The sequence below is a fragment of the Kluyvera genomosp. 2 genome (genome assembly GCF_036759865.1).
In the GTDB taxonomy this organism is placed as follows: domain Bacteria; phylum Pseudomonadota; class Gammaproteobacteria; order Enterobacterales; family Enterobacteriaceae; genus Kluyvera; species Kluyvera ascorbata_B.
Genome location: NZ_JAPKIA010000001.1, coordinates 260,312 through 284,262 on the forward strand (window position 1 = coordinate 260,312; position 23,951 = coordinate 284,262).

At 54.6% G+C, this 23,951-nt stretch carries 23 protein-coding genes and 2 tRNA genes; 7 read left to right on the top strand and 18 right to left on the bottom strand.

Annotated features, from left to right (window positions below):
* Positions 1 to 1,044 (top strand): hypothetical protein (locus V6942_RS01295; RefSeq protein WP_333500722.1); only part of this gene is annotated, 1,044 nt, incomplete at its 5' end.
* Positions 1,045 to 2,145: 1,101 nt separating this feature from the next.
* Positions 2,146 to 2,793, top strand: a complete 648-nt coding sequence (csgD, locus tag V6942_RS01300; protein WP_106926250.1) for a biofilm master transcriptional regulator CsgD — start codon at positions 2,146 to 2,148, stop codon at positions 2,791 to 2,793.
* Positions 2,794 to 2,864: 71 nt separating this feature from the next.
* Here the strand turns inward: csgD and V6942_RS01305 are convergent, their stop codons facing one another.
* The 4 genes from V6942_RS01305 to ghrA form a co-directional block, all read right to left on the bottom strand.
* Positions 2,865 to 3,347 carry a DUF1097 domain-containing protein gene (locus V6942_RS01305; RefSeq protein ID WP_182929111.1) on the bottom strand — a complete coding sequence of 161 codons (483 nt, stop codon included), beginning with the start codon at positions 3,345 to 3,347 and terminating at the stop codon, positions 2,865 to 2,867.
* A gap of 96 nt (positions 3,348 to 3,443) precedes the next feature.
* Complete coding sequence (locus V6942_RS01310) at positions 3,444 to 3,995, bottom strand: TorD/DmsD family molecular chaperone (RefSeq protein WP_106926246.1); 552 nt, start codon at positions 3,993 to 3,995, stop codon at positions 3,444 to 3,446.
* A 20-nt stretch (positions 3,996 to 4,015) separates the two neighbouring features.
* Positions 4,016 to 4,753, bottom strand: coding sequence for a phosphatase (locus V6942_RS01315; RefSeq protein WP_181357985.1), 738 nt, complete (start codon positions 4,751 to 4,753; stop codon positions 4,016 to 4,018).
* Positions 4,754 to 4,817: 64 nt separating this feature from the next.
* Positions 4,818 to 5,756, bottom strand: coding sequence for a glyoxylate/hydroxypyruvate reductase GhrA (gene ghrA / locus V6942_RS01320; RefSeq protein WP_182965636.1), 939 nt, complete (start codon positions 5,754 to 5,756; stop codon positions 4,818 to 4,820).
* A gap of 260 nt (positions 5,757 to 6,016) precedes the next feature.
* Between ghrA and V6942_RS01325 the strand changes: the two genes are divergently transcribed.
* A tRNA-Ser gene (locus tag V6942_RS01325) sits at positions 6,017 to 6,104 on the top strand.
* Between the two features lie 340 nt (positions 6,105 to 6,444).
* On the opposite strand, the gene V6942_RS01330 is transcribed toward V6942_RS01325, so the two are convergent.
* The 4 genes from V6942_RS01330 to ycgZ all read right to left on the bottom strand — a co-directional run bounded on the left by V6942_RS01330 (position 6,445) and on the right by ycgZ (position 8,019).
* Positions 6,445 to 6,996 carry a helix-turn-helix transcriptional regulator gene (locus V6942_RS01330; RefSeq protein WP_106926238.1) on the bottom strand — a complete coding sequence of 184 codons (552 nt, stop codon included), beginning with the start codon at positions 6,994 to 6,996 and terminating at the stop codon, positions 6,445 to 6,447.
* Positions 6,997 to 7,107: 111 nt separating this feature from the next.
* Entirely contained in the window at positions 7,108 to 7,374 is a 267-nt protein-coding gene (locus V6942_RS01335; protein ID WP_106926236.1) for a biofilm development regulator YmgB/AriR family protein, read from the bottom strand.
* A 42-nt stretch (positions 7,375 to 7,416) separates the two neighbouring features.
* A complete protein-coding gene (locus V6942_RS01340) occupies positions 7,417 to 7,749 on the bottom strand; it encodes a hypothetical protein (RefSeq protein WP_106926234.1) in 333 nt (110 codons plus the stop codon).
* Positions 7,750 to 7,779: 30 nt separating this feature from the next.
* A complete protein-coding gene (gene ycgZ / locus V6942_RS01345) occupies positions 7,780 to 8,019 on the bottom strand; it encodes a regulatory protein YcgZ (RefSeq protein ID WP_106926232.1) in 240 nt (79 codons plus the stop codon).
* Between the two features lie 324 nt (positions 8,020 to 8,343).
* Here ycgZ and V6942_RS01350 point away from each other — a divergent pair, with 324 nt between their 5' ends.
* Both V6942_RS01350 and V6942_RS01355 read left to right on the top strand, forming a co-directional pair.
* Positions 8,344 to 9,564 carry a diguanylate phosphodiesterase gene (locus V6942_RS01350; protein WP_333500723.1) on the top strand — a complete coding sequence of 407 codons (1,221 nt, stop codon included), beginning with the start codon at positions 8,344 to 8,346 and terminating at the stop codon, positions 9,562 to 9,564.
* 228 nt (positions 9,565 to 9,792) lie between these two features.
* Positions 9,793 to 10,524, top strand: a complete 732-nt coding sequence (locus V6942_RS01355) for a MerR family transcriptional regulator (RefSeq protein WP_106926228.1) — start codon at positions 9,793 to 9,795, stop codon at positions 10,522 to 10,524.
* A 17-nt stretch (positions 10,525 to 10,541) separates the two neighbouring features.
* On the opposite strand, the gene V6942_RS01360 is transcribed toward V6942_RS01355, so the two are convergent.
* Positions 10,542 to 11,447, bottom strand: coding sequence for a LysR family transcriptional regulator (locus tag V6942_RS01360; RefSeq protein ID WP_182929115.1), 906 nt, complete (start codon positions 11,445 to 11,447; stop codon positions 10,542 to 10,544).
* 114 nt (positions 11,448 to 11,561) lie between these two features.
* Here V6942_RS01360 and V6942_RS01365 point away from each other — a divergent pair, with 114 nt between their 5' ends.
* Complete coding sequence (locus V6942_RS01365) at positions 11,562 to 12,422, top strand: pirin family protein (RefSeq protein WP_333500725.1); 861 nt, start codon at positions 11,562 to 11,564, stop codon at positions 12,420 to 12,422.
* Between the two features lie 230 nt (positions 12,423 to 12,652).
* Positions 12,653 to 12,740: transfer RNA gene (locus V6942_RS01370), tRNA-Ser, on the top strand.
* 314 nt (positions 12,741 to 13,054) lie between these two features.
* Here the strand turns inward: V6942_RS01370 and V6942_RS01375 are convergent.
* The 9 genes from V6942_RS01375 to putP all read right to left on the bottom strand — a co-directional run bounded on the left by V6942_RS01375 (position 13,055) and on the right by putP (position 23,552).
* On the bottom strand, positions 13,055 to 14,065 hold the full coding sequence (locus V6942_RS01375) for a methionine ABC transporter ATP-binding protein (protein WP_106926222.1): 1,011 nt from the start codon (positions 14,063 to 14,065) through the stop codon (positions 13,055 to 13,057).
* A 10-nt stretch (positions 14,066 to 14,075) separates the two neighbouring features.
* Positions 14,076 to 14,849: a MetQ/NlpA family ABC transporter substrate-binding protein gene (locus V6942_RS01380; RefSeq protein WP_106926220.1), complete on the bottom strand. Its 774-nt coding sequence runs from the start codon at positions 14,847 to 14,849 to the stop codon at positions 14,076 to 14,078.
* A gap of 21 nt (positions 14,850 to 14,870) precedes the next feature.
* Positions 14,871 to 15,536 (bottom strand): methionine ABC transporter permease, encoded by a 666-nt coding sequence (locus V6942_RS01385; RefSeq protein ID WP_182965642.1) that lies wholly within the window; start codon positions 15,534 to 15,536, stop codon positions 14,871 to 14,873.
* A gap of 9 nt (positions 15,537 to 15,545) precedes the next feature.
* Complete coding sequence (locus V6942_RS01390; RefSeq protein WP_333500726.1) at positions 15,546 to 16,769, bottom strand: SfnB family sulfur acquisition oxidoreductase; 1,224 nt, start codon at positions 16,767 to 16,769, stop codon at positions 15,546 to 15,548.
* 286 nt (positions 16,770 to 17,055) lie between these two features.
* A complete protein-coding gene (phoH, locus tag V6942_RS01395; protein ID WP_181357984.1) occupies positions 17,056 to 17,844 on the bottom strand; it encodes a phosphate starvation-inducible protein PhoH in 789 nt (262 codons plus the stop codon).
* Positions 17,845 to 18,455: 611 nt separating this feature from the next.
* Entirely contained in the window at positions 18,456 to 19,730 is a 1,275-nt protein-coding gene (gene efeB, locus V6942_RS01400; protein WP_333500727.1) for an iron uptake transporter deferrochelatase/peroxidase subunit, read from the bottom strand.
* A 5-nt stretch (positions 19,731 to 19,735) separates the two neighbouring features.
* Positions 19,736 to 20,863: an iron uptake system protein EfeO gene (efeO, locus tag V6942_RS01405; protein WP_106926208.1), complete on the bottom strand. Its 1,128-nt coding sequence runs from the start codon at positions 20,861 to 20,863 to the stop codon at positions 19,736 to 19,738.
* A 50-nt stretch (positions 20,864 to 20,913) separates the two neighbouring features.
* Positions 20,914 to 21,747 (bottom strand): iron uptake transporter permease EfeU, encoded by an 834-nt coding sequence (gene efeU / locus V6942_RS01410; protein WP_106926206.1) that lies wholly within the window; start codon positions 21,745 to 21,747, stop codon positions 20,914 to 20,916.
* Positions 21,748 to 22,034: 287 nt separating this feature from the next.
* The gene (gene putP / locus V6942_RS01415) at positions 22,035 to 23,552 is read right to left on the bottom strand and encodes a sodium/proline symporter PutP (protein ID WP_333500728.1); all 1,518 of its coding nucleotides are present in this window, start codon (positions 23,550 to 23,552) and stop codon (positions 22,035 to 22,037) included.
* Between the last annotated feature and the right edge of the window lie 399 nt (positions 23,553 to 23,951).

The window sequence follows — 23,951 nt, forward strand, 5'->3', positions numbered from 1 at the left end:
CTCACCGCCGCCCTGGTTGCCACCGCCGCCGTTGCCACCGTGATTACCATGGCCGCCAAACGGGTTATGACCCTGACCGCCGCCCATACCGCCGTGGTTATCACCACCGCCCTGGTTGCCGCCGCCGTTGCCACCGTGGTTATCATGACCACCGAACGGGTTATGACCCTGACCGCCGCCATTACCGCCCATACCGCCGTGATCGCCACCGCTGCCGCCCTGGCCACCACCCATACCGCCGTGATCGCCGCCGCTGCCGCCCTGGCCACCACCCATACCGCCGTGATCGCCGCCGCTGCCGCCCTGGCCACCACCCATACCACCGTGATCGCCACCGTCGCTGCCGCCCTGGCCACCACCCATACCGCCGTGATCGCCACCGCCGCTGCCTTGGCCACCACCGCCGTTATCGCCGCCTCCATTGCCGCCACCGCCGTTACCACCGCCTCCGTTGCCGCCGCCATGGTCGCCACCACCGCCGTTACCACCGCCTCCGTTGCCACCACCGCCGTTGCCGCCGCCATGGTCGCCACCACCGCCGTTACCGCCGCCTCCATTGCCGCCGCCTCCGTTGCCACCGCCTCCGTTGCCACCGCCTCCGTTGCCACCGCCTCCATTGCCGCCGCCTCCATTGCCGCCGCCGCCGTTACCGCCGCCTCCGTTGCCACCGCCTCCGTTGCCACCGCCTCCGTTGCCGCCGCCTCCATTGCCGCCGCCTCCATTGCCGCCGCCGCCGTTACCGCCGCCTCCATTGCCACCACCGCCGTTGCCGCCGCCTCCGTTGCCACCGCCGCCGTTGCCGCCGCCTCCATTGCCGCCACCGCCGTTACCACCGCCGCCGTTGCCGCCGCCTCCATGGTCGCCACCACCGCCGTTACCGCCGCCTCCGTTGCCACCGCCTCCATGGTCGCCACCACCGCCGTTGCCGCCGCCTCCGTTGCCGCCGCCTCCATGGTCGCTGCCGCTATTGCCGCCTCCGCCCTGACCGTTATCCTGACCGTTTCCGCCATTTCCGTTGTCGTTGCCATTCCCCCGGTTATTTGAATTTTGACCGCGGTTGTCGTTATTACCATTCTCACCTGCAGCTACGGCATATATAGTCGTCGCAGGGTATAAAACGGTGAGCGCCATAATGATGGCGAGTTGCTTCATTTTCATGATGAACCCTTTCACACGTTATAAGTTGCTGTATGCTATTGCCGTAACAATCGATTATTTTGCAATATAAACAAAATAGAACTGGTGATAATCACGACACCCATTGATAAATGACCTAGCATTCTGACGATATAGATAAAAGCCAATCTGCAGATAATGGTCTTTTTTTCAATCCGTTATCGCAGAGAATGTCGAAAGAAGAAAATAATGGCCAAAAATAAGTTGATAGCTGCCCGGCACAATCTGAAAAAAGATTACGCACAGTATTTGATGGTATAATAATCCTCGCCACGAATTTAAATAAAACCCGTAGTGCAGACCGCATCCCATTTATCTGTATTCGGTTAGCTCATCATACTTTTGAAAACAAACCACCCCGCCATGTTAGAAATATCGAAGGAAAGCTGCATTATGTTTACCACACCGATAATACTGAGTGACTCGATGCTATATGGATGAGTATGCATACCAGTTTGGCGTGGCGATCTCATAACAAAGGTTGATTTATTTTCAAAAAGTCAACCTTTAGTATTAATAAATCCCCAGAGAGGCTAACCGAATAACGCACACGGAAAACAACACGTTATAAAGAAGACGATTCAACAAAAGTTTGAAAAGTGCTTAAGGTCACACGCAATCATCACACAAATTGTCTGATGCGATCATATTACTTAAAATAAATCAGCCGATATCATATTGAATAATAACAAAATAAAATATAAAGGCGCAATATGTATGATCATTAAGAATGCAGGTTAAAAACTTAATAAATCGGCCTTATTTACATTTTGTAATTTATTTTTACATTATGTTTCATGATTATTTCTTGATTTAGGTTTATCAGCGTCTAAATTTTAAATTAAGAAACTTTAGTTTTAATTCTCTTATTTGAAACACTTCATCCATACAGCAACCACATTTCAGCAGTGCTTAAATAGATGATTTGATAATATTTGCCTGCTGCATAATTTATATTGGGGACTCATCATGGCAAAAGAGCTTACCTCGACAAACCAGACTCTCTCCTTAGTCACAAGGCCTTCATTACAGTCTTGTGCCCTGTCGCAGAATTTGAAAAAGTTACTCAGGATGGAAATTAAAATTGTTAATATTCATCTAGTTAACATTGATAATTTAGACCCGGGCATTATCCTTTTCGATATGATGGATACCGATAGACGGTTAATGAAGGCCTGGCAGGAAGCGCTGTGCAAATTGAACAACGGTGCAAAATTATTGCTGTTCAACACGCCAGAAGAGTACTCCTATCCCGACATCGAGGCATGGCCGCACATCAGCGGCATATTCTATGAACATGATGAAGAACACTTTCTGGTCAAAGGGCTGCAAAAGGTGATGGAAGGCGAATGCTACTTTTCACGTAAATTAGCAAGCTATCTTATTATGCATTCCGGTAACTATCGCTATGATAATTCGGAAAGTACTATTCTCACCTATCGCGAGAAAGAGATCCTGAACAAGCTGCGGATCGGTGCCTCCAATCTTGAGATCGCCCGTGCGCTCTTTATTAGTGAGAGTACCGTTAAAACGCATCTCTATCATTTATTTAAGAAAATAGCCGTCAAAAACCGCACACAGGCCGTTTCCTGGGCTAACGATAACTTCAAACATTAAGATCGCGTGACAAAAAAACGGCGGCCAGGGTATTCCCCCGCCGCCGTTTTGTCTTCGTCATGTCTGAACCGTTATAGCGCCGATTCTTCCGTTTGCTTACGTTCCGCCTTACGATTCGCCAGCCATAGGCCGCTGTTTTTCATGGCATAGCCAAACAACAACCCCACCAGCAGCGACGGCACAACCGCGCGCCAGTCGCCCTGTCCTGCGAACGTAGCGCAAGCGCCAATAAACGTGCCGGGGACAAATGACAACAGCAGTTGCTTAGACTGAATGCACATCAGAAATGCCACGACGCCAGTCATCATGTAGCCGACAATCTCCAGATGCGGCGCTAATGCGCTGCCGTAGATAATCACCAGCGCCCAGACAACCCCGCTCATGGTCGTGCAGGTGGAAATAGCCAGCCCTTTCAGCCCGCCCTGCGGACAGGCGAAATAGGCCGTACAGCCAAGAAAACCGGCCCAGCTCAAGAGTCCGAGAGACACGGCCACCCATCCCCAGATACCGGAGAGAATGCCTGTTGTGATTGCGATAGCTAAGATAACGTTCATGGCGAGCATCTTAGCAGATGCCCGCCGTTATGATGAGATCACGAGCACATTATGTTCATCATATACATTTCATTTTCACCAAAAGCGTGACTTAAATCACTCTTCAGCTTCTTCCTGCAGCTCATCCCACATGGCCGCAATCGCTTCGCGGGTCAGCGGTGCCATCGTACGCCAGAAGGCGGTCGTGGCATGAGCTTCGACCTTCCCGAGGAACGTTTCAAACCACGGTAACAGATAGTCGGCAAACAGGGTTTCCAGCGCCTCATTATCATCTTCAACGTTGTCTTCCAGCCATGAAGCCGCCAGCAGCAGCGTCCCCATCTGATCCGCCGGGCTCTCCCCCAGCGGCATACCTTGACCGCTGAGGAACGCACGCACTTCCGCTTCGCTCGCCCCTTCTACCCAGGCGCTGCGCACCGGCGGCACGCGGCACTCTTCACCCACAAACAGCGCGTTATAGTCGGCAGCAATCTGCTGGATATCGCAGCTTTTTTGCAGACGAGCCAGCAGTTCATCCTGCTCCAGCGGCCAGCTTGCCGCCAGCTTGCCTTCCCGAATCAGGGTAAACAGCGGCACCAGCAGCGGATCCTGCGGCTGACGGTAGTACAGAGAACCCAGCGCGCGGCAGAGGATAGAAAACTCGTTCATTCAATTATTCCAGTTAGTCGTTAAAATTCAGCAAATTCAGGAATCGGCGGCATCCCGCGCGACTCAAGGAAATTCAGAAAACGTCGCGGCGTGACGTTCAGGATCCGCTCCTGCGGGAAATCAACCGCATCAAGGATCTTCTGGCATTCGGTAAACTCACCAAGCGTGAACGCGGTGTGCGAGTCCGAGCCCAGGGCCAGCCAGCCCCCCGCATCCCGAACCGCTGCGGCAATAGCCCGACAGTTATGTTCACTGCCGACGCGCGAGCTGACAAACGATGAGTTGTTGATTTCCAGCGCCACATGATATTTCGCCGCCGCCGCCGCGATGGCGGGAATATCCACCGGGAATTTAGGGTTTCCCGGGTGTGAAATCATATGCACATTACCGCTCGCCATCGCCGCGATCATCGCCTGAGTATGGGTCTCTTTGTCCTGCGGCGCGAAAACCGGCTCATGGAACCCGGCGATAATAAAGTCCAGCGACGTCAGCATCGGCCCGGTGCAATCAATCTCACCCGCAATATTTTTAATATTGGATTCAATACCGCGCAGGATACCCACACCATCGACAACGCGCGGCCAGATACGCATATTCACGAAGTGCCAATAGTGGGGCGCATCGGCCATGTCCGGGCCATGATCGGTGATGGCGAAGAGCTTAATCCCTTTACGTTTCGCCTCGGCAATATAGTCATGCAAGGTACTGTAAGCGTGCGTGCTCGCAACAGTATGCATATGTAAGTCAACAGGATACATCACTTTCTCCTCTCTCGTGATAAACCAAGGATAGCAGGAATGGCGTGCGTTTATAACGCCTGGCTCAATAGCCGCGAACTCGGTCGACCTGCCCGCCTGGCGTTTCACCGCGCTCCAGCTGCGTGATGGTGCGGGCAATATAGGCGATGGCTTCCTGCGGACGGGTGACGGCCGCCACGTGCGGCGTCATGGTGACGCGCGGATGACGCCACAGCGGACTTTCAGCCGGCAACGGTTCACGGCTGAACACGTCAAGCATCGCCGCTTTGAGTTTACCGCTGTCCAGCGCCGCCAACAGATCGTCTTCAACCACGTGAACGCCGCGCGCCAGATTAAGCACGTAGCTATTGTCCTGAAGCTGCGCAAGCAGCGGTGCCTTAATAATGCCAGCGGTTTCCGCGGTATTCGGCAGCAGGTTGATCAGGACGCGGGTACCGCTGAGGAACGCACTCAGTTCGCCTTCGCCGGCAAAACTGGTGACCTGCGGCCACGCTTTGCGGCTGCGGCTCCAGACCCGTACCGGGAAACCCCACGCCAGCAGGCTTTCCGCGACCTTTGAGCCAAGAACCCCCGCGCCCATAATGCCAACGGTGAATGCATCGTGGGTATAGTCCTCCAGCGGCTGCCAGAGAGATTCTCGCTGCTGCGCCTGATAATCATCAAAACGACGGAACCAGTGCAACACCTGGCTGACCGCATATTCCTGCATCTGAATACCCATGCCGGTATCTTCAAGGCGGAACAGGGGGATCGACAATGGCAACATCTCCGGATGTGCCTTTAGCTTGCTGAGAATCGAGTCAACGCCCGCCCCCAGCGCAAAAACCGCCTTCAGCGTTCTGCCCTGTAACATCTCAACCGGCGGATGCCACACCAGCGCATAGTCAGCCGGCGCATTGTCCCCGCGCACCCAGGCACGAATATTGGCACCGGGCAGCTTTTTGCTCAGTTCGGCAATCCAATAAGGGGTATCAAACGTCGGGTGATAAAAGATGATCTCCATAGTGACTCCAGCTCAGGGCGCCCGTATTTGTGCGATCGGACGCGGTTTTTGATTATTTTTGTGATTTTACAGAATAACAAATTTCGCCAGGCTGTCCCGGGAAATGCGGCGGCGATCGCAAAAAAGACGATTTATGAATGTTTAAGAAGCAATTTGATTGAAGTTTGTCTAAACGCGCGATTTTTCGAAAAAGTTTATTGACGCTGGAGAGCCTTTTCCCTACATTAGCGCTCGTCCCAGCGACGCTGGGAAGACAATATGGTGAGGTGTCCGAGTGGCTGAAGGAGCACGCCTGGAAAGTGTGTATACGGCAACGTATCCGGGGTTCGAATCCCCGCCTCACCGCCATATTTAAAGAAGAGCTCGTACGCAAGTACGGGCTTTTTTTTCGCCTGTTGCACAACCAGGCGGGGTGAGAACCCCGGACCCGGGTTCGACACAAAATTGCCGGGAGCAATTTTGAACAGCGCATGCGCTGGCCCCGGAGGGGCGAGGCCCAGGGATGGGCCGAGTAGCGGCGCAGCCAGTTGGACAGACCGTGAACACAGTGAACGGGCTGCCCGCAGGGCGAGCGAAGCGAGTCAATCCCCGCCTCACCGCCATATTTAAAGAAGAGCTCGTACGCAAGTACGGGCTTTTTTTCGCCTGTTGCATGGCATGGTGGGGTGAGAAGTCCGTCCCTGAATGACTAATGGCTCTCCATCAGCCAGTTGTTAAAGACTTCGCTGCGCAGTTTTTTCAGCAGATCCACCGCGCCGCTGCATCCCATCTTTTTTATCAGCGCCCGGCGCGTCTGATAGATCGTTTTGATATGCAGATCCAGGTGATCGCCCATATCCGCCATGCGTTTACCCTGCTTAATTAAATCAATCAGCCGTCGTTCCCGTGGCGTCAGCAACACCCTGTTTTTACGGGCAGCCCGTCGCCCTTTTTGATTCACAACCGACAGAATAAATTCATGCAGTTCTTCAACGCTTGATTTCATCGGAAACTGATACACCGACAGGTCATCGAGAAATTCAAAACGCGAACCATCGGTCAGCAGAATTATCCTGCTTTTTCTCAGGTTATAATTATGATTAATAACTTCGGCATATTCATGTTCAGTTAAAAATACATAGCGGATTGCGTTATCGCCAAAGGACACCTTTGTCAGAATATTCTCCAGGCCACAGCGGAGATAGTTGTCGGAAAGCCAAAGGTCGGCATGCCCCGTCCGTACATAGTCGTCGCAGCACATTGTTCATTTTCCACTGAAAATCAAACGGCAATTACCAGGCTGGTCAGCGTCTACCGACCGCCATAGCGTATTGGGTTAGAGTACGGATGAATTAACCCGCTGACATCGCGATCAAATATCATCCATGGTATGACCAACCACAATCTCCAGCGTCTTTCTTATAACATCTGCCTGTACCACGTCAGCGGTGACCTCCAGCCGTTGTACAAGTGATAAAATAATATTCTTATTATTAATATGCTCACCGTTCATCAGAATATGTCGGATGGCTGAACCTAATACAGCCGCTTCCTCAGCAAGCACATCGCCAGCATGACGAAAATAATCGGACAGAGAATGATCGGATAAAGCGCTGTAAATATCGGGTTGTTGAATCATTGCTGTGTTCATTCTTTTCACCACTGTTGATAAGTAAAGGTTTTAGTGAACTTTCCTTTTTCGTTGTCTCGAGCCGTCGCGCGATCTCCATCGGGCATTTTCCCTATGCTCGCCCTGCGTTAATTTGGTTTGCTTACCCGTCGCCGCTTCAATGCGGGCAATCAGCGACGGGAAAACATCACGTCGGGACCGTTCAGTTTCAGTCGCCTGCATCGCACGAAGCTGAGTGAGCAGCGCCATTGAGTTCACTGGAACGTTGCGTTTAAGCAATAACAGCACTGCCTGCCCGATAAGTTCATCCGTGAGTTTCTCAATGTCATTTTTGTACATTACCGCTCTCTTATACCCCTTGAGCCAGAAACGAAGTCGCAGCATGCTGCTGCTCGCCTCTGGCGTGACCTGCGCTCAGCGTTCGAAAAGTAAACCGATTAACGCATTGTAATGACCTTTTTCCTCAGCGCAGGACGCCTGTTCAAGGCGACTCAGTAATTTCGTGCACAATGATTTACGATTAAGGTTTCGCCCATCGTGCAAAATTTCGACCACAATCTCTCCTAGTGTCTCCTGCTGTGTAGGCAGGCTGGCCTTATTGAAATACTGTGCGATGGCACCAGCCGTATCAAAAATGTAACCATTCTGCTGCATGAGATGCTCCTGTACGAATCAGTAAAAAAGTAAACGCTTCGTCACTCAAAGTCATAAAAATTGTACACAATATCTGTACAAACACATGTTTTAAAATTTAGCTAAAAATGCTAATACAATACTTTCAATTACTTACCGTGCTAATTTTCATTTTTTAACCATTGTTATTGTACTAATTTTGAAAGAGAAAAAACGCTACCCCCCTCTCCTTCTGGCATAACGTAAGCGTGATAATCATGAGTGGTAAAACTTTTGTTAATTTAATGTGTTAATTACGCTGCTATCTGTTAGGGTTAAGGTCCTTCTCTCCTACGCCGGAAAATCATGCTTACTACCATCATCTACCGCAGCCATCTCTGTGATGACGTGCCGGTGAAAGCGCTCGAAAGTATGGTCGCCGCTGCGAATCTTAAAAATGGTCATGCCGACGTCACGGGCATCCTGCTGTTCAACGGTACGCATTTCTTTCAGCTCCTCGAAGGTCCGGAAGAAACGGTAAAACCCATCTACCGCGCAATTTGCCAGGATCGCCGCCACTACAACATCGTCGAGCTACTTTGCGATTACGGTCCTTCACGTCGCTTTGGCAAAGTCGGTATGGAGCTTCTCGATCTCCGTGAACACGACAGGACAGAAGTACTGCAACTCATTCTTAATAAAGGCACTTCCCGCTACCAGCTCACCTATAACGATCGTGCGTTGCAATTCTTTCGCACGTTTGTCGAGTCGGTAGAAAAGGAAAATTATTTCGAGATCCCGCCCGCCGATAGCTGTGCGTTTATCACCACTGAACGCGACCACATCCTCGACGCTTCCGTCATCCACTGCGAAGCGCAATGCGGCTTTGCATTTCAGCCCATTATTGACCCGCTTGCTCAGGAGGTTGTCTCGCTTGAAGCGCTGGTCCGTGCGCCCTCCGGCGGTTCTCCCGCGGTTTTCTTTGACTCACTCAACGGCGACGACCTTTATCTGGCTGACCTGCACAGTAAGAAAACGGCCTTCGCGCTTGCCGTTGCGCTCGGTATTGGCGATCTGACGCTGTCGATTAACCTGCTGCCGATGACGCTGGTTAACGTGCCGGATGCGGTCAACATTTTGCTGCAGGCGATTGCCGACAATGGCCTCATTCCCGAGCAAATCATCGTCGAATTCACTGAAAGTGAAGCCATTTCGCAATTTGATGCTTTCACTCAGGCCGTGCGTACGCTGAAGGGTTCTGGGATAAGCGTCGCTATCGATCATTTTGGCGCGGGATTCGCGGGCCTGCAGCTGCTGGCGCAGTTCCAGCCCGACAGAATTAAAATCAACCGCGACCTTATTCAGGATGTTCACAAAAGTGGCCCACGTCAGGCCATTATTCAGGCCATCATCAAATGTTGTTCGTCACTTGAAATTGCCGTGTCTGCGGTAGGCGTCGAAAAGGCGGAAGAGTGGATGTGGCTTGAATCTGCTGGGATTACCGAATTCCAGGGGCATTTATTTGCGGCGCCGTGCCACTATGGGATCCCGGCCATCACCTGGCCAGAGAAAAAAACCGAACTGTAATGAATTATTTCGCCTGAGGTCCCGGCCGAAGGCGGGCGTTCTTCTTTTTCGTCATTAAAAATCAATTAATTACCATCTTAACCGCCTCTACGCTTACTTCTTCTCGGCAGGTAATCATCCACGATGACACCTGTACAAACGGCACTGTACAATAAATTATAAATTGTACAGATGGCGGTGAATTCGTTATTTTTATACAGGACGTTTGGTTATAGCATGAGGGATTGTATGAGCTTTTACAGCATAGGCGATGTTGCCGAACGATGCGGTATCAATCCCGTCACCTTGCGCGCATGGCAGCGACGCTACGGCTTATTAAAGCCCCAGCGTAGCGAAGGCGGCCACCGACAGTTTGATGAAGAAGATATTCAGCGTATCGAAGAGATAAAGCGCTGGATCAAAAGCGGCGTGCCCGTGGGTAAAGTCAAAGCGCTGCTTGAAGAAAGTCAGACCACGACGCACGATGACTGGAGTGCCTTGCAGGAAGAGATGATGGCAGCACTCCGCTCCGCTCGCCCGGCGCGGCTGCGCGCCAAAATCAGCGCATTAGGTCGTGAACATCCCTGTGATGCACTGATCGACCATGTTTTTGTTCCCGTTCGTCAACGTCTCAGCCTCGACCAAAACACTGCCCGCATCATGTGCAGCCTGCTCGACGGCGTGCTGATTGAGTTTGTCACCTCCTGCCTGTCCGAATCACGCCGCAAAGCCGGCAAAGATGCGCTGCTGATGGGCTGGGACACCGACGATCGTACGCGTTTGTGGCTTGAGGCCTGGCGGCTTTCTCAACGGGGCTGGCATATTGCAGTGCTCGCCGAGCCGCTGGAATCACCGCGCCCTGAACTGTTTCCCGGCCAGCAGCTGTTCGTCTGGACGGGGGTTACCCCCACCCGCCGACAGCAGGAATTGCTACAGCACTGGCATGAACAGGGCTATTCTCTGGCTTTCCACCTCGCCTGATTACCTGCCCGGAAACGTCACTCTTCAATCATCTGCGCATACTCCTCGCGGAGAAAATCCACCAGCGCTCGCACTGCGGGCAGTTGACCGCGACGCGAGGGGTATACCGCGTGAATGACTTCCCGCTTCGGCTCCCAGTCCTCCAGCACGCGCACCAGCGCGCCTTTCGCCAGCTGTTCCCGCACCATCAGGAGCGGTAGCTGTACCACGCCCACTCCCGCGACGGCGGCTTCACGCAGCGCCAGCATATCGCTAGCGATCAGCCGCGGGGTGAAATGTACGTCCACCTTCGCGCCGTTCGGTCCGCTAAGCGACCATGAGTGAACCTGTTTGCCCATCGCCATGCTTAAGCCTGGCCAGCGGCTCAGATCGTCCGGCGAGCGCGGCAGGCCGTGCTCCGCAACCAGGGACGGGCTGGCGACGAGGCAATGCCCGCGATCGGCCAGCACGCGCATCACTAAGTCACTGTCGTCAAATGGCCTTGGCCGCACGCGGATGGCGACGTCAACGCCTTCTGCTATCAGGTCAACCCGTCGATTGGTTGCTTCCAGATGAAGCTGAACGCCCGGGTATCGCCGCATAAAGCGCGCCAGCATCGGGCCGATGTGGACATGCAGTAACGTCACCGGGCATGTCAACCTGACGCTGCCACGCGGCTCCGCCTGTAACACCGCAATCGCCTCCTGTGCCGCCTCCGCTTCAATCATCATCGCCTTGCAGTGCTGATAAAAGGTTTGCCCCACGTCGGTGACCGTAAACTGGCGTGTGGTACGGTGAATCAGCCGCACGCCGAGCTGCGCTTCCAACTGGGCAATGCGTCGGCTGAGTTTTGACTTGGGAATATCCAGCGCTCTGCCTGCCGCCGCAAAGCCACCGTGATCGACCACATGCACAAACCACGCGAAATCATTGAGATCCTGCATACCCACTCCATCGTTCTATTTTTGCAACAGTGTAGGTCACTTTTGCTATCTACCGGATATTTACCCTCGAATATAAGCTTATTGACATCCAGACTCGCTCCTGAGGAGAAAACCATGAAAAAAATTACGGGTGTTTATACCGCACCACATCCGCACTGGGTGGGCGACGGTTTTCCGGTTCGTTCGTTATTTTCTTATCAGTCGCACGGCGAAAGCCTGAGCCCGTTTTTACTGCTTGATTACGCCGGGCCGCAACACTTCCCCGCTGACGGTGCTAAACGCGGCGTGGGTGAGCATCCGCACCGCGGTTTTGAGACGGTCACTCTCGTCTACGCGGGAGAAGTCGAGCATCGTGACTCTACCGGTAAAGGCGGCGTTATTGGACCCGGCGACGTGCAGTGGATGACCGCCGGCTCGGGCATTCTGCATCAGGAATTTCACTCGGCAGCGTTTGCCCAGCGTGGCGGCGAGCTGAAAATGATCCAGCTGTGGGTCAATCTGCCGGCAAAAGACAAGATGACCGCGCCGGGATATCAGAGCATAGAAGCCGCATCGATTCCTGTCGTGGCGCTGCCGGATGACAGCGGAACGCTACGCGCGATCGCCGGGCGCTACCGCGACACCAGGGGCCCGGCCCACACCTTCTCGCCGCTTAACGTCTGGGATATCCAGATTAATCAGGACAAAGAGGTCATGTTTGAGCAGCCCGACGGCTGGAGCACCGCACTGGTGGTGCTGGAGGGTAGCGTAACGGTCAACGGTGAAAGTGCCGTCCAGGAAGCGCAGCTGGTTGTCATGAGTCATCAGGGCGAGCAGGTGCATTTGCACGCCAGCAGCGATGCCAGGGTTCTGGTGCTGGCCGGAGAACCAATTAATGAACCGATTGTGGGCTATGGCCCCTTCGTGATGAACAGTCAAACCGAAATTGCCGAAGCCGTTCGCGATTTTAACGCTGGCCGTTTTGGTCAAATGTAAAACGACAGAAGTTAAAAACATGGTGCTCCCGCGACATAAAGGCGCAGTGCGTGATTACGCATTGAGCGGCTCGATCCACAGCGTCAGTCCCCTCCCCCGCCGTTTACGGTGGGGGAATGCTCAATGCTTAACCGAACGATAAAGAAAGCCGAAATTATGCTTGACCGTTTTAGGTCAACTCCCTATAGTAGCGCCCCGTTGACCACCTAAGGTGAGCAGCAAAACAATATGGTGAGGTGTCCGAGTGGCTGAAGGAGCACGCCTGGAAAGTGTGTATACGGCAACGTATCCGGGGTTCGAATCCCCGCCTCACCGCCATATTTGAAGAAGAGCTCGTACGCAAGTACGGGCTTTTTTTTTCGCCTGTTGCATAACTAGGCGGGGTGAGAACCCCGGACCCGGGTTCGACAACTGGCGCAGCCAGTTGGACAGACCGTGAACACAGTGAACGGGCTGCCCGCAGGGCGAGCGAAGCGAGTCAATCCCCGCCTCACCGCCATATTTAAAGAAGAGCTCGTACGCAAGTACGGGCTTTTTTTTTCGCCTGTTGCACAGCCAGGCGGGGTGAGAACCCCGGACCCGGCACAATCACGTAGCCCGGCCAAGCGCATCGCCGCCGGGGGCCGCTCGGTCTACCTGACCGCCACCTTATCCGCGACCTGAGTCACCCGCTGCAAAGACTCCGCCGTCAGCGGCGTATCGACACGCACCCGCAGTTGCCCAACGATCCGCCCCTGAATCGGTTCACAGCTGCTGTACACCAGCTGCGGGTGACCACCGAGCGCCTTCGCAATCTGCTGCAAATCCGGTTCCCGCCCGTTCACACCATTAAAATGCAGCGTGATCAGCTGCTGTCCTTCGACCATGATTTCACGATTCTCCTCGCGCCCGTGATGCAGCGTCCCGAGCATTCCGCGCGTCACCTCATGCTGCGGGTCGCCAAACACCTGCCAGACTTCACCGTGCTCAATAATCCGTCCTTTCTCCAGCACCGCCACCCGATCGCACAGCGTACGAATCACGTCCATCTCGTGGGTAATCAGAATAATGGTCAGCCCCAGACGCTGATTAATCTCTTTGAGCAGGCTCAGCACGGCTAGCGTATTTTCCGGATCGAGCGCCGAAGTCGCCTCATCGCAAAGCAAAATTTCTGGCTGCGTGACCAGCGCCCTGGCAATCCCGGTTCGCTGTTTTTGCCCACCGGACAATTGCGAGGGATAGCTCGCGCGGAGTGACTCCAGCCCCACCAACCGAAGCATCTCCTCAACGCGGCGGCGGCGTTCGATGGCCGGAATACCGGCCATTCGCAGCGGCAGTTCAATATTCTCCGCCACCGTCCTGGTGGAATGCAGATTGAAGTGCTGGAAAATCATCGCCACCCGGCGGCGTAAATCGCGCAGCGGCCCGCTGCCGCCGCCATCAATGGGGACGTCGTGAATACCTATTTCGCCGCGATCGGCGCGCTCCAGGCGGTTAAACAGCCGCAGCAGCGTCGATTTCCCCGCACCGCTGCGCCCGATAATGCCGAATATTTCACCCGCGTGAATATCGAGACTGATGTCTTCCAGCGCCTGAACGCCGTTCGGGTAGGCTTTACTGATGCCGCGCAGGCGGATGTGCGGCGTATTCTGGTGCTGTGTCATACGCTGTCTCCTAAAAACCGGGGGCAATCTTTCCCTGATAACGGGTCAAAATAAACTGGCGCACCGCGTCGGAATTAAGCGCTTTCGCCAGCTTTTGAATGCCGGGATCGTTAATGTTGTCGGGGCGCGCCACAAGATATTCGACGTACAGGCTTTTGCCTTTTTCAACGATCAACGCTTTATCCGTATCAATTCCCGCTTCCAGCGCATAGTTAGCAAAGACAAACGCCAGATCCACCTGATTCAGCGCCCGCGCCAGCATCGCCCCTTCCAGCGGGCGAATTTTGAAATGGTGTGGATTGGCGGTGATATCTTTCTCCGTCGACTGCGGGTCCTGTGGGTTTTTCAACGTAATCAGCCCCGCTTCGCTGAGCAGCACCAGCGAGCGCCCGGTATTGACCGGATCGTTAGGAATCGCGATCGTTGCGCCGTCCGGCAGGTCGTGCAGATTTTTATATTTCGTCGAGTAGGCGCCAAACGGCTCGATGTGGACACCCACCACCGGCACCAGGTTGGTATGACGGTTTTTGTTATAATCATCGAGGAACGGGCGATACTGATAGTAGTTGGCATCGAGATTTTTCTCCGCCAGCTGCTGGTTAGGCTGAATAAAATCGTTGAAGACTTTGATTTTCAGATCTACCCCTTCCTTCGCCAGCACCGGTTTCACAAACGCCAGTATTTCAGCATGCGGAACGGGCGTGGCGCCTACCAACAGGGTTTCATTGGCCATCGCCGAATAAGAGAACAGCGCCAGCAGCCCGGCAATCACGGTTTTTTTCATTGTTGATACCTGTTAAGCGATTTATTGACGACTCATACGGCGCACCAGGCGGTCGCCGCTCATTTGTAAAACCTGTACCAGCGCAATCAGCAGCACCACCGTCACCGCCATCACGTCGGTCTGAAAACGTTGGTAGCCAAAGCGTATGGCTAAATCTCCCAGCCCGCCGCCGCCGATAACGCCGGCCATTGAGGTGTAATCCACCAGCACAATCGCCGTGACGGTAACGGCGGCAATCAGCCCCGATCGCGCCTCCGGCAGCAGCGTGTACCAGATTAGCTGCCAGGTGCTGCCGCCCATCGCCCAGCTGGCTTCCACCAGCCCGTGGTCCACTTCGCGCAACGACGTCTCTACCAATCGTGCAAAGAACGGCGCACAGCCCGCGACCAGCGGCGGAATGGTACCTTCCACGCCCAACGAGGTGCCGGTAATCAGCGTGGTCAACGGGATCATGACGATCAGCAAAATGATGAACGGCAGCGATCGCAGTACGTTAACCAGTAGCGAGAGCACGCGATACAGCATCGGGGCATGCAACAGCCGCGGCTGCCCGGTGAGGTAGAGCACCACGCCCAGCGGCAGGCCGATCAGTACGGTAAAGCCCAGTGCCCAGGCCAGCATCGTCAGGGTATCTGCCCCCGCCTGCGCCACGTCACCCCAATCAATTTCGGCCAGAAAAGCGAGCATCGTGCCTCCTCAGTTCCAGTCGTGGCGCGCGGGCGCTTTGCCGTTCAACACCCAGTTACCCAGCAGGTGATACTTCCAGCGCACCGGATCGTGCAGCGTGTGAACCCGCCCGTTGCGCCAGTGGCGATCGAAGTTGTAGCGCGGATGGGTCGAGCGCGTACCGCCCAGCTCAAACAGCCGCGTCGAGGCCTCCAGCGCGGCTTCGGTGGTAAATATTTTGGCGCGAGCAACCGCTATAGACGCTAGCGCCACGGTCTCTTCGGTCAGCGTGTGTTTATAGCGGTCGAGCACTCTACCCGCCTGTTCAAGCAGCGCCTCAGCGGCGGCGAGTCGGCTATCCAGCGCGCCAATCTGATACACCGTCAGCGGATCGTCTCCGGCCCGCTCCACCCCTGCGTCGATCCACGGGCGAGCGAACTGATTCACAAAACTGACGGTATCGTTCAACGCGGCGCGGGCGATCCCCGCATCAATAGCCGCCGTCGTGAGCTGGGCAAACGGCCCGGCGAGAGTGGGCGTCGCGTAAGATTTCCAGCTGGGAATGATATTGAACGGCTCAACCCGCAGGTTCTCCACCAGCACCGTACCGCTGGAGGTGGTGCGCTGGCCCAGGCAGGCCCAGTCGTTGACAACCGTCACGCCCAGCGTGTTGCGCGGCACGAAGGCCAGCTGTGCCAGCCCATCCTCATCCAGCGCCAGTACGCCAAGCCAGTGAGCATACAGTGAACCCGTGCAGTAGCCTTTGCGTCCGTCAATGCGCAGGCCATCGTCAGTCTGGGTCAGCCGGGTCTGAATATCCTGTACCGTTTTACCGCCGGTTTCCGACAGCGCATTGGCAAATCGATAGCCCTGCAGCACGAGATCGAAGAAGTAGCGCGGCTGTTCTTCGCTGCCCTGCAGACGAATATCTTCCAGCAGGCAGTAGTGGTTTTGCGGGATTTGCCCCAGCGCCGGATCTGCCGCCGAGATAATGGCAATCACCGACGCCAGCGTCGCCGCGGAAACTTCGGCCCCGCCAAAACGGCGCGGTACGGTTATCCCCCATAGCCCGCTGTTGGAGTAGGTATTGACGACGTCGGGCGGCACTACGCCGCTCAGGTCTCGCTCGGAGGCGCCGGCCTGTAAAAAAGCAGCGATCTCGTGGGCGATGCTCAGCGCCTCTTCATCACTGGCGATACGATGGGCGTTCGGCGCATGTTGCGTATAGTCGGGAACAGCGTGATTTACGGGCATAGCATGGTCTCACTTGAATGTTATCAGCACGTTCAGACGCAACATCCGGTTGATATTTATACATATCATTAAATGGAATGAATTATTGCGTCTTTAACTTTTTAGGTTATATGCATTGATAGCAAACTTTGTGCCATACATTATTATTTATATTTTTCAGTACGTTATTGCCGTTATCGCGCGATAAGGAGTGTGAAATGCAACACGCTGCTGCTGCCACTGTTGGATTTGCAACAACCAAAAACAACAAAGCCCGGTTTCCCGGGCTTTGCAGACGTAACTGCGATTAATAGTAGGCTTTCAGCGTGCGCTGGCACAGCGCCGAACGCACGCAGTCATCTTTGGTAAAGCGGACAATGCCTATCATTTCATCTTCTTCAAAACGATCCAGCGCGTCACTAAGACCGGACTGAACGCCGCGCGGCAGGTCACATTGGGTGATATCCCCGTTGACGATAACCGTGACGTTCTCCCCGAGGCGGGTTAAAAACATCTTCATTTGCGCTGCGGTAACGTTCTGAGCCTCATCAAGAATCACCACCGCATTTTCAAATGTACGTCCGCGCATATAGGCGAATGGCGCAATCTCTACCTTACCAATTTCCGGGCGCAGGCAATATTGCATAAAGGAAGCCCCCAGCCGTTTTACCAGCACGTCGTAAACGGGGCGGAAATACGGCGCGAATTTCTCTGAGATGTCGCCGGGCAGGAAGCCGAGATCTTCATCGGCCTGCAAGACCGGGCGCGTGACGATGATTTTATTCACATCCTTATGTATCAGCGCCTCGGCCGCTTTGGCCGCGCTAATCCAGGTCTTGCCGCAGCCTGCCTCGCCGGTGGCGAAAATCAGTTGCTTACTCTCGATAGCATTCAGGTAACGTGCCTGAGCGTCATTGCGGGCCACGATGGGCGAATGGTCGCGGCTGTCCCGCGCCATGCCAATCGCTTCCACTCCACCCATTTGCACAAGCGAGGTGACCGATTCGTCTTCACGTTGTTTGTGGCTGCGTGAATCCCGCCTCAGCACACGTTTTGCTTCGCGATGAGCTTTGATCACTGCTTTCTGTCTTCCCATGGATAGCACCTTGAGTTGTTGGTTTACATCACACGCGCTAAAAACAGCGCGATTATGCGCACGAACGTCTGAGGTTTGGCTTCCTTGTAAGCCATAGCAACTGCCTGTCGAAATGACGAAAACGCACGGCTACGCGCACCGCACAATACGTCGGGAACAACGAGATGAATGCACATTGGATGAAAAATTGAGGTGACGAAATCGCTGCCGGAGAGAGGGCCTCCGCGCTGGATGGTACGGGCTGTTGGTTTGTTGAGTCCGGTCAAGGACGCTACCATTCGCGATCTCCATAGTGAAACGGAAACTACCGCTTTATTTATTATTACATCCAAATCAACAAAAGATGCAACATAATTTTTACATAAACATAACGATAGCGTTCAGAGATAGCATCTGACACTTATGTGACAGTTTTATATCAATCAGGGGGGAAATGAAAAAAAAGGACTGATTTTTGGCGATATTCCGAAGTTTGGGAGAAATCCCGGGGTCGCTTGCGCTCGCCCGGGCGACAAATAGGCAGCCGGATGGCGGCGTGAACGCCTTATCCGGCCTACAAGCGTGCACCGTACAATGTAGCCCGGCCAAGCAAAGCACCGCCGGGACTGCACTCAAGCCTGCAACAGCGTGCTGCCCAAATAACGCTTATCCGATGCCACACCCGGCAGCACAAAGAAATACCCGCCGCCAATCGGCTTCACGTACTCCTCTAGCGCTTCACCGTTCAGGCGTTTCTGCACCGTCAGGAACCCTTTTTCAAGGTCATGCTGATAGCAGACAAACAGCAGGCCCATATCGAGTTGACCCGAGTTAGACACCCCCAGCGAGTAGCTGTAACCCCGCCGCATCATCAGGCCCGACTGCGTCTCTTTAGTGCGCGGGTTGGCCAGACGAATGTGGCTGTCCAGCGCAATCACGTCACCGTTCGGGTCACGGGTGTAGTCAGGCGTATCGTGCTCGTTCTTCATCCCCAGCGGCGCGCCGCTGTGCTTATCACGCCCGAAAATTGTCTGCTGCTCTTTAAGCGGCGTACGATCCCAGGACTCAACGTGGAACTGAATAATGCGCACAGCCTGATAAGTACCGCCCTTCGCCCACGCGGGTTCACCCTGATCGCCCGTTACCCACACCACCTCGTCCATCAGCGGTTTATCGCTGCCGTCCGGGTTGGCGGTGCCGTCTTTAAAACCGAGCAGGTTGATGGGTGTCTCTTTGCCTTTACTGCGCGCGGCATGGTCAGAGATAAACCCTTCCCGCTTCCAGCGCACGCTCAGCAAATCTGGCGAGTGCTTGATAATGTCGCGCAGCGCATGGATCACTGTATCCTGCGTGTTGGCGCAAATCTGCAATAGCAGATCGCCGTGGCACAGCGCCGCATCCAGCGAATCATTCGGGAAACTAACCATTTTTTGCAGCTTCTTCGGCGCTTTATCGGCAAGGCCAAAGCGGCTATCAAACAGCGAGTGTCCGACCGACACCGTGATGGTCAGATTATCCGGCGCGATAAACGCGCCGAGAATGCCCGAATCCATCGGCGGCAGTCGCGGGTTTGGCGTATCCGGCGCCGGGCCACCTTTGGTGAGGAAAGCAATGCGGTCCGTCAGCAAACGAAACAGACGCTCAAGGTCTGATTTGTCTGCCGCCAGCACATCAAACGCCACCAGCATCATTGCAGCCTGCTGCGGCGTCAAAACGCCTGCCTGATGCTCGCCGTAAAACGGCTGGGTTTCCATCCGGCTATTGGCCACCGGCGCATCACTGGCTTTCGCCGCGTGCGCAACCGGGCAACCGCCTGAAATTGCCAGCGCGCCGCCCAGCGCGCCGATCCCTTTTAATAAACGGCGACGTGAAGGTTCATTCAGGTCGTCGGCGTGTTGCTTTGCCATCTTACTTAATCCAGCCCCAGAATCCCGCGCAGTTGAGACAAATCTTCCGCCAGCGTGGTGATCGGCCCCTTCAGCGCATTACGGTCCGCATCGGTCAACTTGTCATAAGTTTCAAAACCGTCTTTCGTGCGATATTTCGCGAGAATGCCGTCCACTTTCTTGAAGTTGGCGTCAACTTTCGCCAGCAGTGCGGCGTTCTCTTTTTGCAGCTGCGGACGCAGCAGGTCGACAATTTTCTGTGCGCCGTCGATATTCGCCTGGAAGTCCCACAGATCGGTATGGCTGTAGCGGTCCTCTTCCCCGCTGATTTTGCTCGCGGCCACTTCTTCAATCAGGCCAGCTGCACCGCCCACCACTTTTGACGGCGGGAAAGCCAGCTCGTCGATACGTTTTTGCAGCTCCAGCACGTCGCCATTAAGCTGGGTCGCGTAGTGCTCCATGCCCTTAACGCTGTTGTCGCCAAACAGCGCTTTTTCCAGACGGTGGAAGCCGGTAAATTTCGGGTCGGCCGCTTTTTGTTCGTAGTCGTCTTCACGCGCGTCAATGCTGCCGTCGAGGTCAGAGAACAACTCGGCAATCGGTTCAATACGCTCGTAGTGCTGACGCGTCGGCGCATACAGGGATTTCGCTTTTTCGATATCGCCCGCTTTTACCGCGTCGGTAAAGGCTTTAGTGCCTTTGACCAGTTCGGCGGTTTCGGCCGTCACGTAGGCTTTATACGCGGTAATCGCCGCGCCCAGATCGCGCAGCGCGTCGGCTTTCGCCACGTCTTTGCCCGCTTCTCCCTTCACGATCAGCTTGCCTTTCGGGTTGGTCAACAGGCCGCAGGTCATCTCGTACTCACCCGGCTGCAGGTTGGCGGTCATCTTCTGGGTAAAGCCTGGCGCGATATTCTCGCGCTCTTCCACCACCATCACCCCTTTCAGGATCTCCCATTCCAGCGCCTTCTGGCTGTGGTTCTGAATGATAAACTGGGTTTTACCCGCGTCCACGGTAATCGACATCGGTTCACACTGTTTGTCGTTTACCGTCACTTTAACCTGCGGAATATCGGCAGCGTGTGCCATAAACGCCGTCGAGAAGAGCGCGGCAATCCCCGTCTGCAACGCGCTGCGGCGGAAGTTCTTGGTCATGGTCCATCCCTTTCAATAAGTAGAGTGTGATGCCATCACCGTTATCGCTTTCAAGGGGCGATACGGGATGTTGACGTTGTTGCACGCGGCGGCCAGAAGAACAGCACCAGTGCCGGAATCAAATACAGGAAATAGACCGCCACTTCGCTGATGCTCGGCGCTTCCTGATAGCCAAAGATACCTTCCAGCAGGGTGCCGAAAAGCGAATGCGTGGTCAGCGTGCCGCTGAGATCGAAGGCGACATCCTGGAAGGCGTTCCACAGGCCCGCTTCGTGGAAGGCGCGAATCGCCCCCGCAGCCAGCCCAGCCGCGACCAGCAGAATAAACAGGCTCGTCCAGCGGAAAAATACGCCAAGGTTCAGGCGAATACCGCCCCAGTAGAGCAGAAAGCCCAGCACTACCGCGGTGGCCAGGCCGAGCATCGCACCCAGCGGCGGCCAGATACCGAGATCCTGCTGGAAAGCCGCCAGCAGGAAGAAGACCGACTCCAGCCCTTCGCGCGCCACGGCGAAAAAGACCATCATGATCAGCGCCCAGCCGTGGTTATTCCCCTTTTGCAGGGCATTGTCTACCGCCTGCTCCAGCTGCTGTTTGACGTTGCGGGAGACTTTACGCATCCAGAACACCATCCAGGTCAGGATAACCACGGCGATGACCGCCACCAGCCCTTCAAACAGTTCCTGCTCTTTTTGCGGGAACTCGCCGGTCGTCTCGTTAATAAAGATCCCCAAGCCCAGGCACAGCGCGGCGGCCAGGAAAACGCCAATCCACATTACCCCAATCCAGCGACCGCGCTGGGTTCGCTTCAGATAGCTGGCAATCAGGCTGACAATCAGCGCTGCTTCCAGCCCTTCGCGCAACATGATGAGAAAAGGAACAAACATGCAAACACCCTTAAATGTGAAACGCCGTCAACTTATGCAAAGACAGGTAAATGTGAGTGATAGTGATTATCATTAAGCCAAAAAGAAACACAAGTGAAATATGTGGGAAATAATGACGAGATGTAAAAGAATAGCAACGATATAGTTGCGTTGATTATCACTGGCACGCTAGAGCAATGGGCGTAAAAAACCCGCGAAACCGCGGGTTTACGTAGGCCTGATAAGCGTAGCGCCATCAGGCTGTTCGGCTCATATTGCCGGATGGCGGCGTAAACGCCTTATCCAGCCTACCGCTGTTCCTGTTCCTGTAAACGTGACGGCGGCGCAGAGTGGTAATGGGCGTCTGCTTCAGCAAAACGCGCCTGCATCGTCTTCGACGGCGCCTTATCCAGCAGGCTGAACAGCACAATGCCGACGCTACCGAAGATAAAGCCAGGAATAATTTCGTACAGCCCCAGCCAGCCGAACTGTTTCCAGACGATAACGGTAACGGCACCGATGATCATCCCGGCCAGCGCGCCGTTGCGGGTCATACGTGACCACATCACCGAGAACAGGACCACCGGGCCAAACGCAGCGCCGAAGCCAGCCCACGCATAGCTCACCAGTCCCAGTACGCGGTTTTCGGGGTTAGCGGCCAGCGCAATGGCCACCAGCGCCACCACCAGCACCATCAGGCGCCCTACCCACACCAGCTCTTTCTGACTGGCGTTTTTACGCAGAAACGCTTTGTACAGATCTTCGGTAATCGCGCTTGAACACACCAGCAGCTGGCAGCTCAGGGTCGACATCACCGCAGCCAGAATCGCTGACAGCAGAATACCGGCAATCCACGGGTTAAACAGAATCTGCGCCAGCTCGATAAACACGCGTTCGGCGTTCTGGCCAACCGGTCCGGCCAGCACCGGGTTGTTCTGGAAGTAGGCAATACCGAAGAAGCCTACCGCCACCGCACCGGCCAGGCAGAGGATCATCCACGTCATGCTGATACGACGCGCATGCACAATGCTGTGGTGGGAATCCGCGGCCATAAAGCGCGCCAGAATGTGCGGCTGGCCGAAGTAACCCAGCCCCCAGCCCATCAGCGACACAATGGCAACAAAGTTCAGCCCTTTGAGCATATCGACGTTCTCAATGCTCTTCTGCTTAATCACTTCCAGCGAATCGCCAAGGCCGCCAACGGCGAAAATAACGATAACCGGCGTCAGGATCAGCGCGAAAATCATCAGGCTGGCCTGCACGGTGTCGGTCCAGCTCACCGCCAGGAAACCACCGATGAAGGTATACAGGATGGTCGCCGCCGCCCCCGCCCACAGCGCGGTTTCATAGCTCATGCCGAAGGTGCTTTCAAACAGTCGCGCACCGGCCACAATTCCGGATGCGCAATAAATGGTGAAGAACAGCAGGATCACCAGCGCAGAGATAATGCGCAGCACGCGGCTCTTGTCTTCAAAGCGGCCGGTGAAATAGTCCGGCAGGGTTAAGGCATTATTATTGACTTCGGTATGCACGCGCAGACGCCCGGCAACCAGCTTCCAGTTGATCCACGCGCCCAGGGTCAGGCCGATAGCGATCCAGCTTTCAGAGATCCCGGCGATAAAAATCGCCCCCGGCAGGCCCATCAGCAGCCAGCCGCTCATATCAGAGGCACCGGCGGACAGCGCGGTCACGAATGGCCCAAGACTGCGGCCGCCAAGAATATAGTCATCAAAGTTTTTGGTGTTGCGCCATGCAATAAAGCCAATGAGGATCATGCCAAAAATATAGACAAGAAAAGTCACCAGCATCGGGGTGCTAATAGTCATTCAACTCTCCAGAAATATGCGTCGGCAACATCCCAATTTGCCGTTTTTTATCATTGCCGGAACGGGGCAATCATTTGAAGCGACCGTATCCTGACGGAAGCGGAATTTTTTCACAAACGATTTAACACTGCATTTACATCGAATGCATCAGGCTGGAGATAGCATTTTTCTATAGGTTGCACTCCCTCACGCTTTTTCAGGTTGCACCCGAAATAACTGTTAAGTAGCGCATAAAAACTCGCACCATGACGTATTGCTCAGCGCCTTTATCATAAGTTTTATCTTTAACAATTAATTCATTTTTAAGCCTGCAACAGACGTCACATTTAACACGGTTGCACAAAGTTGCAACATGGGTGATATTCCTGTTACGCAAAAAATATGACAACCGAGCAACAG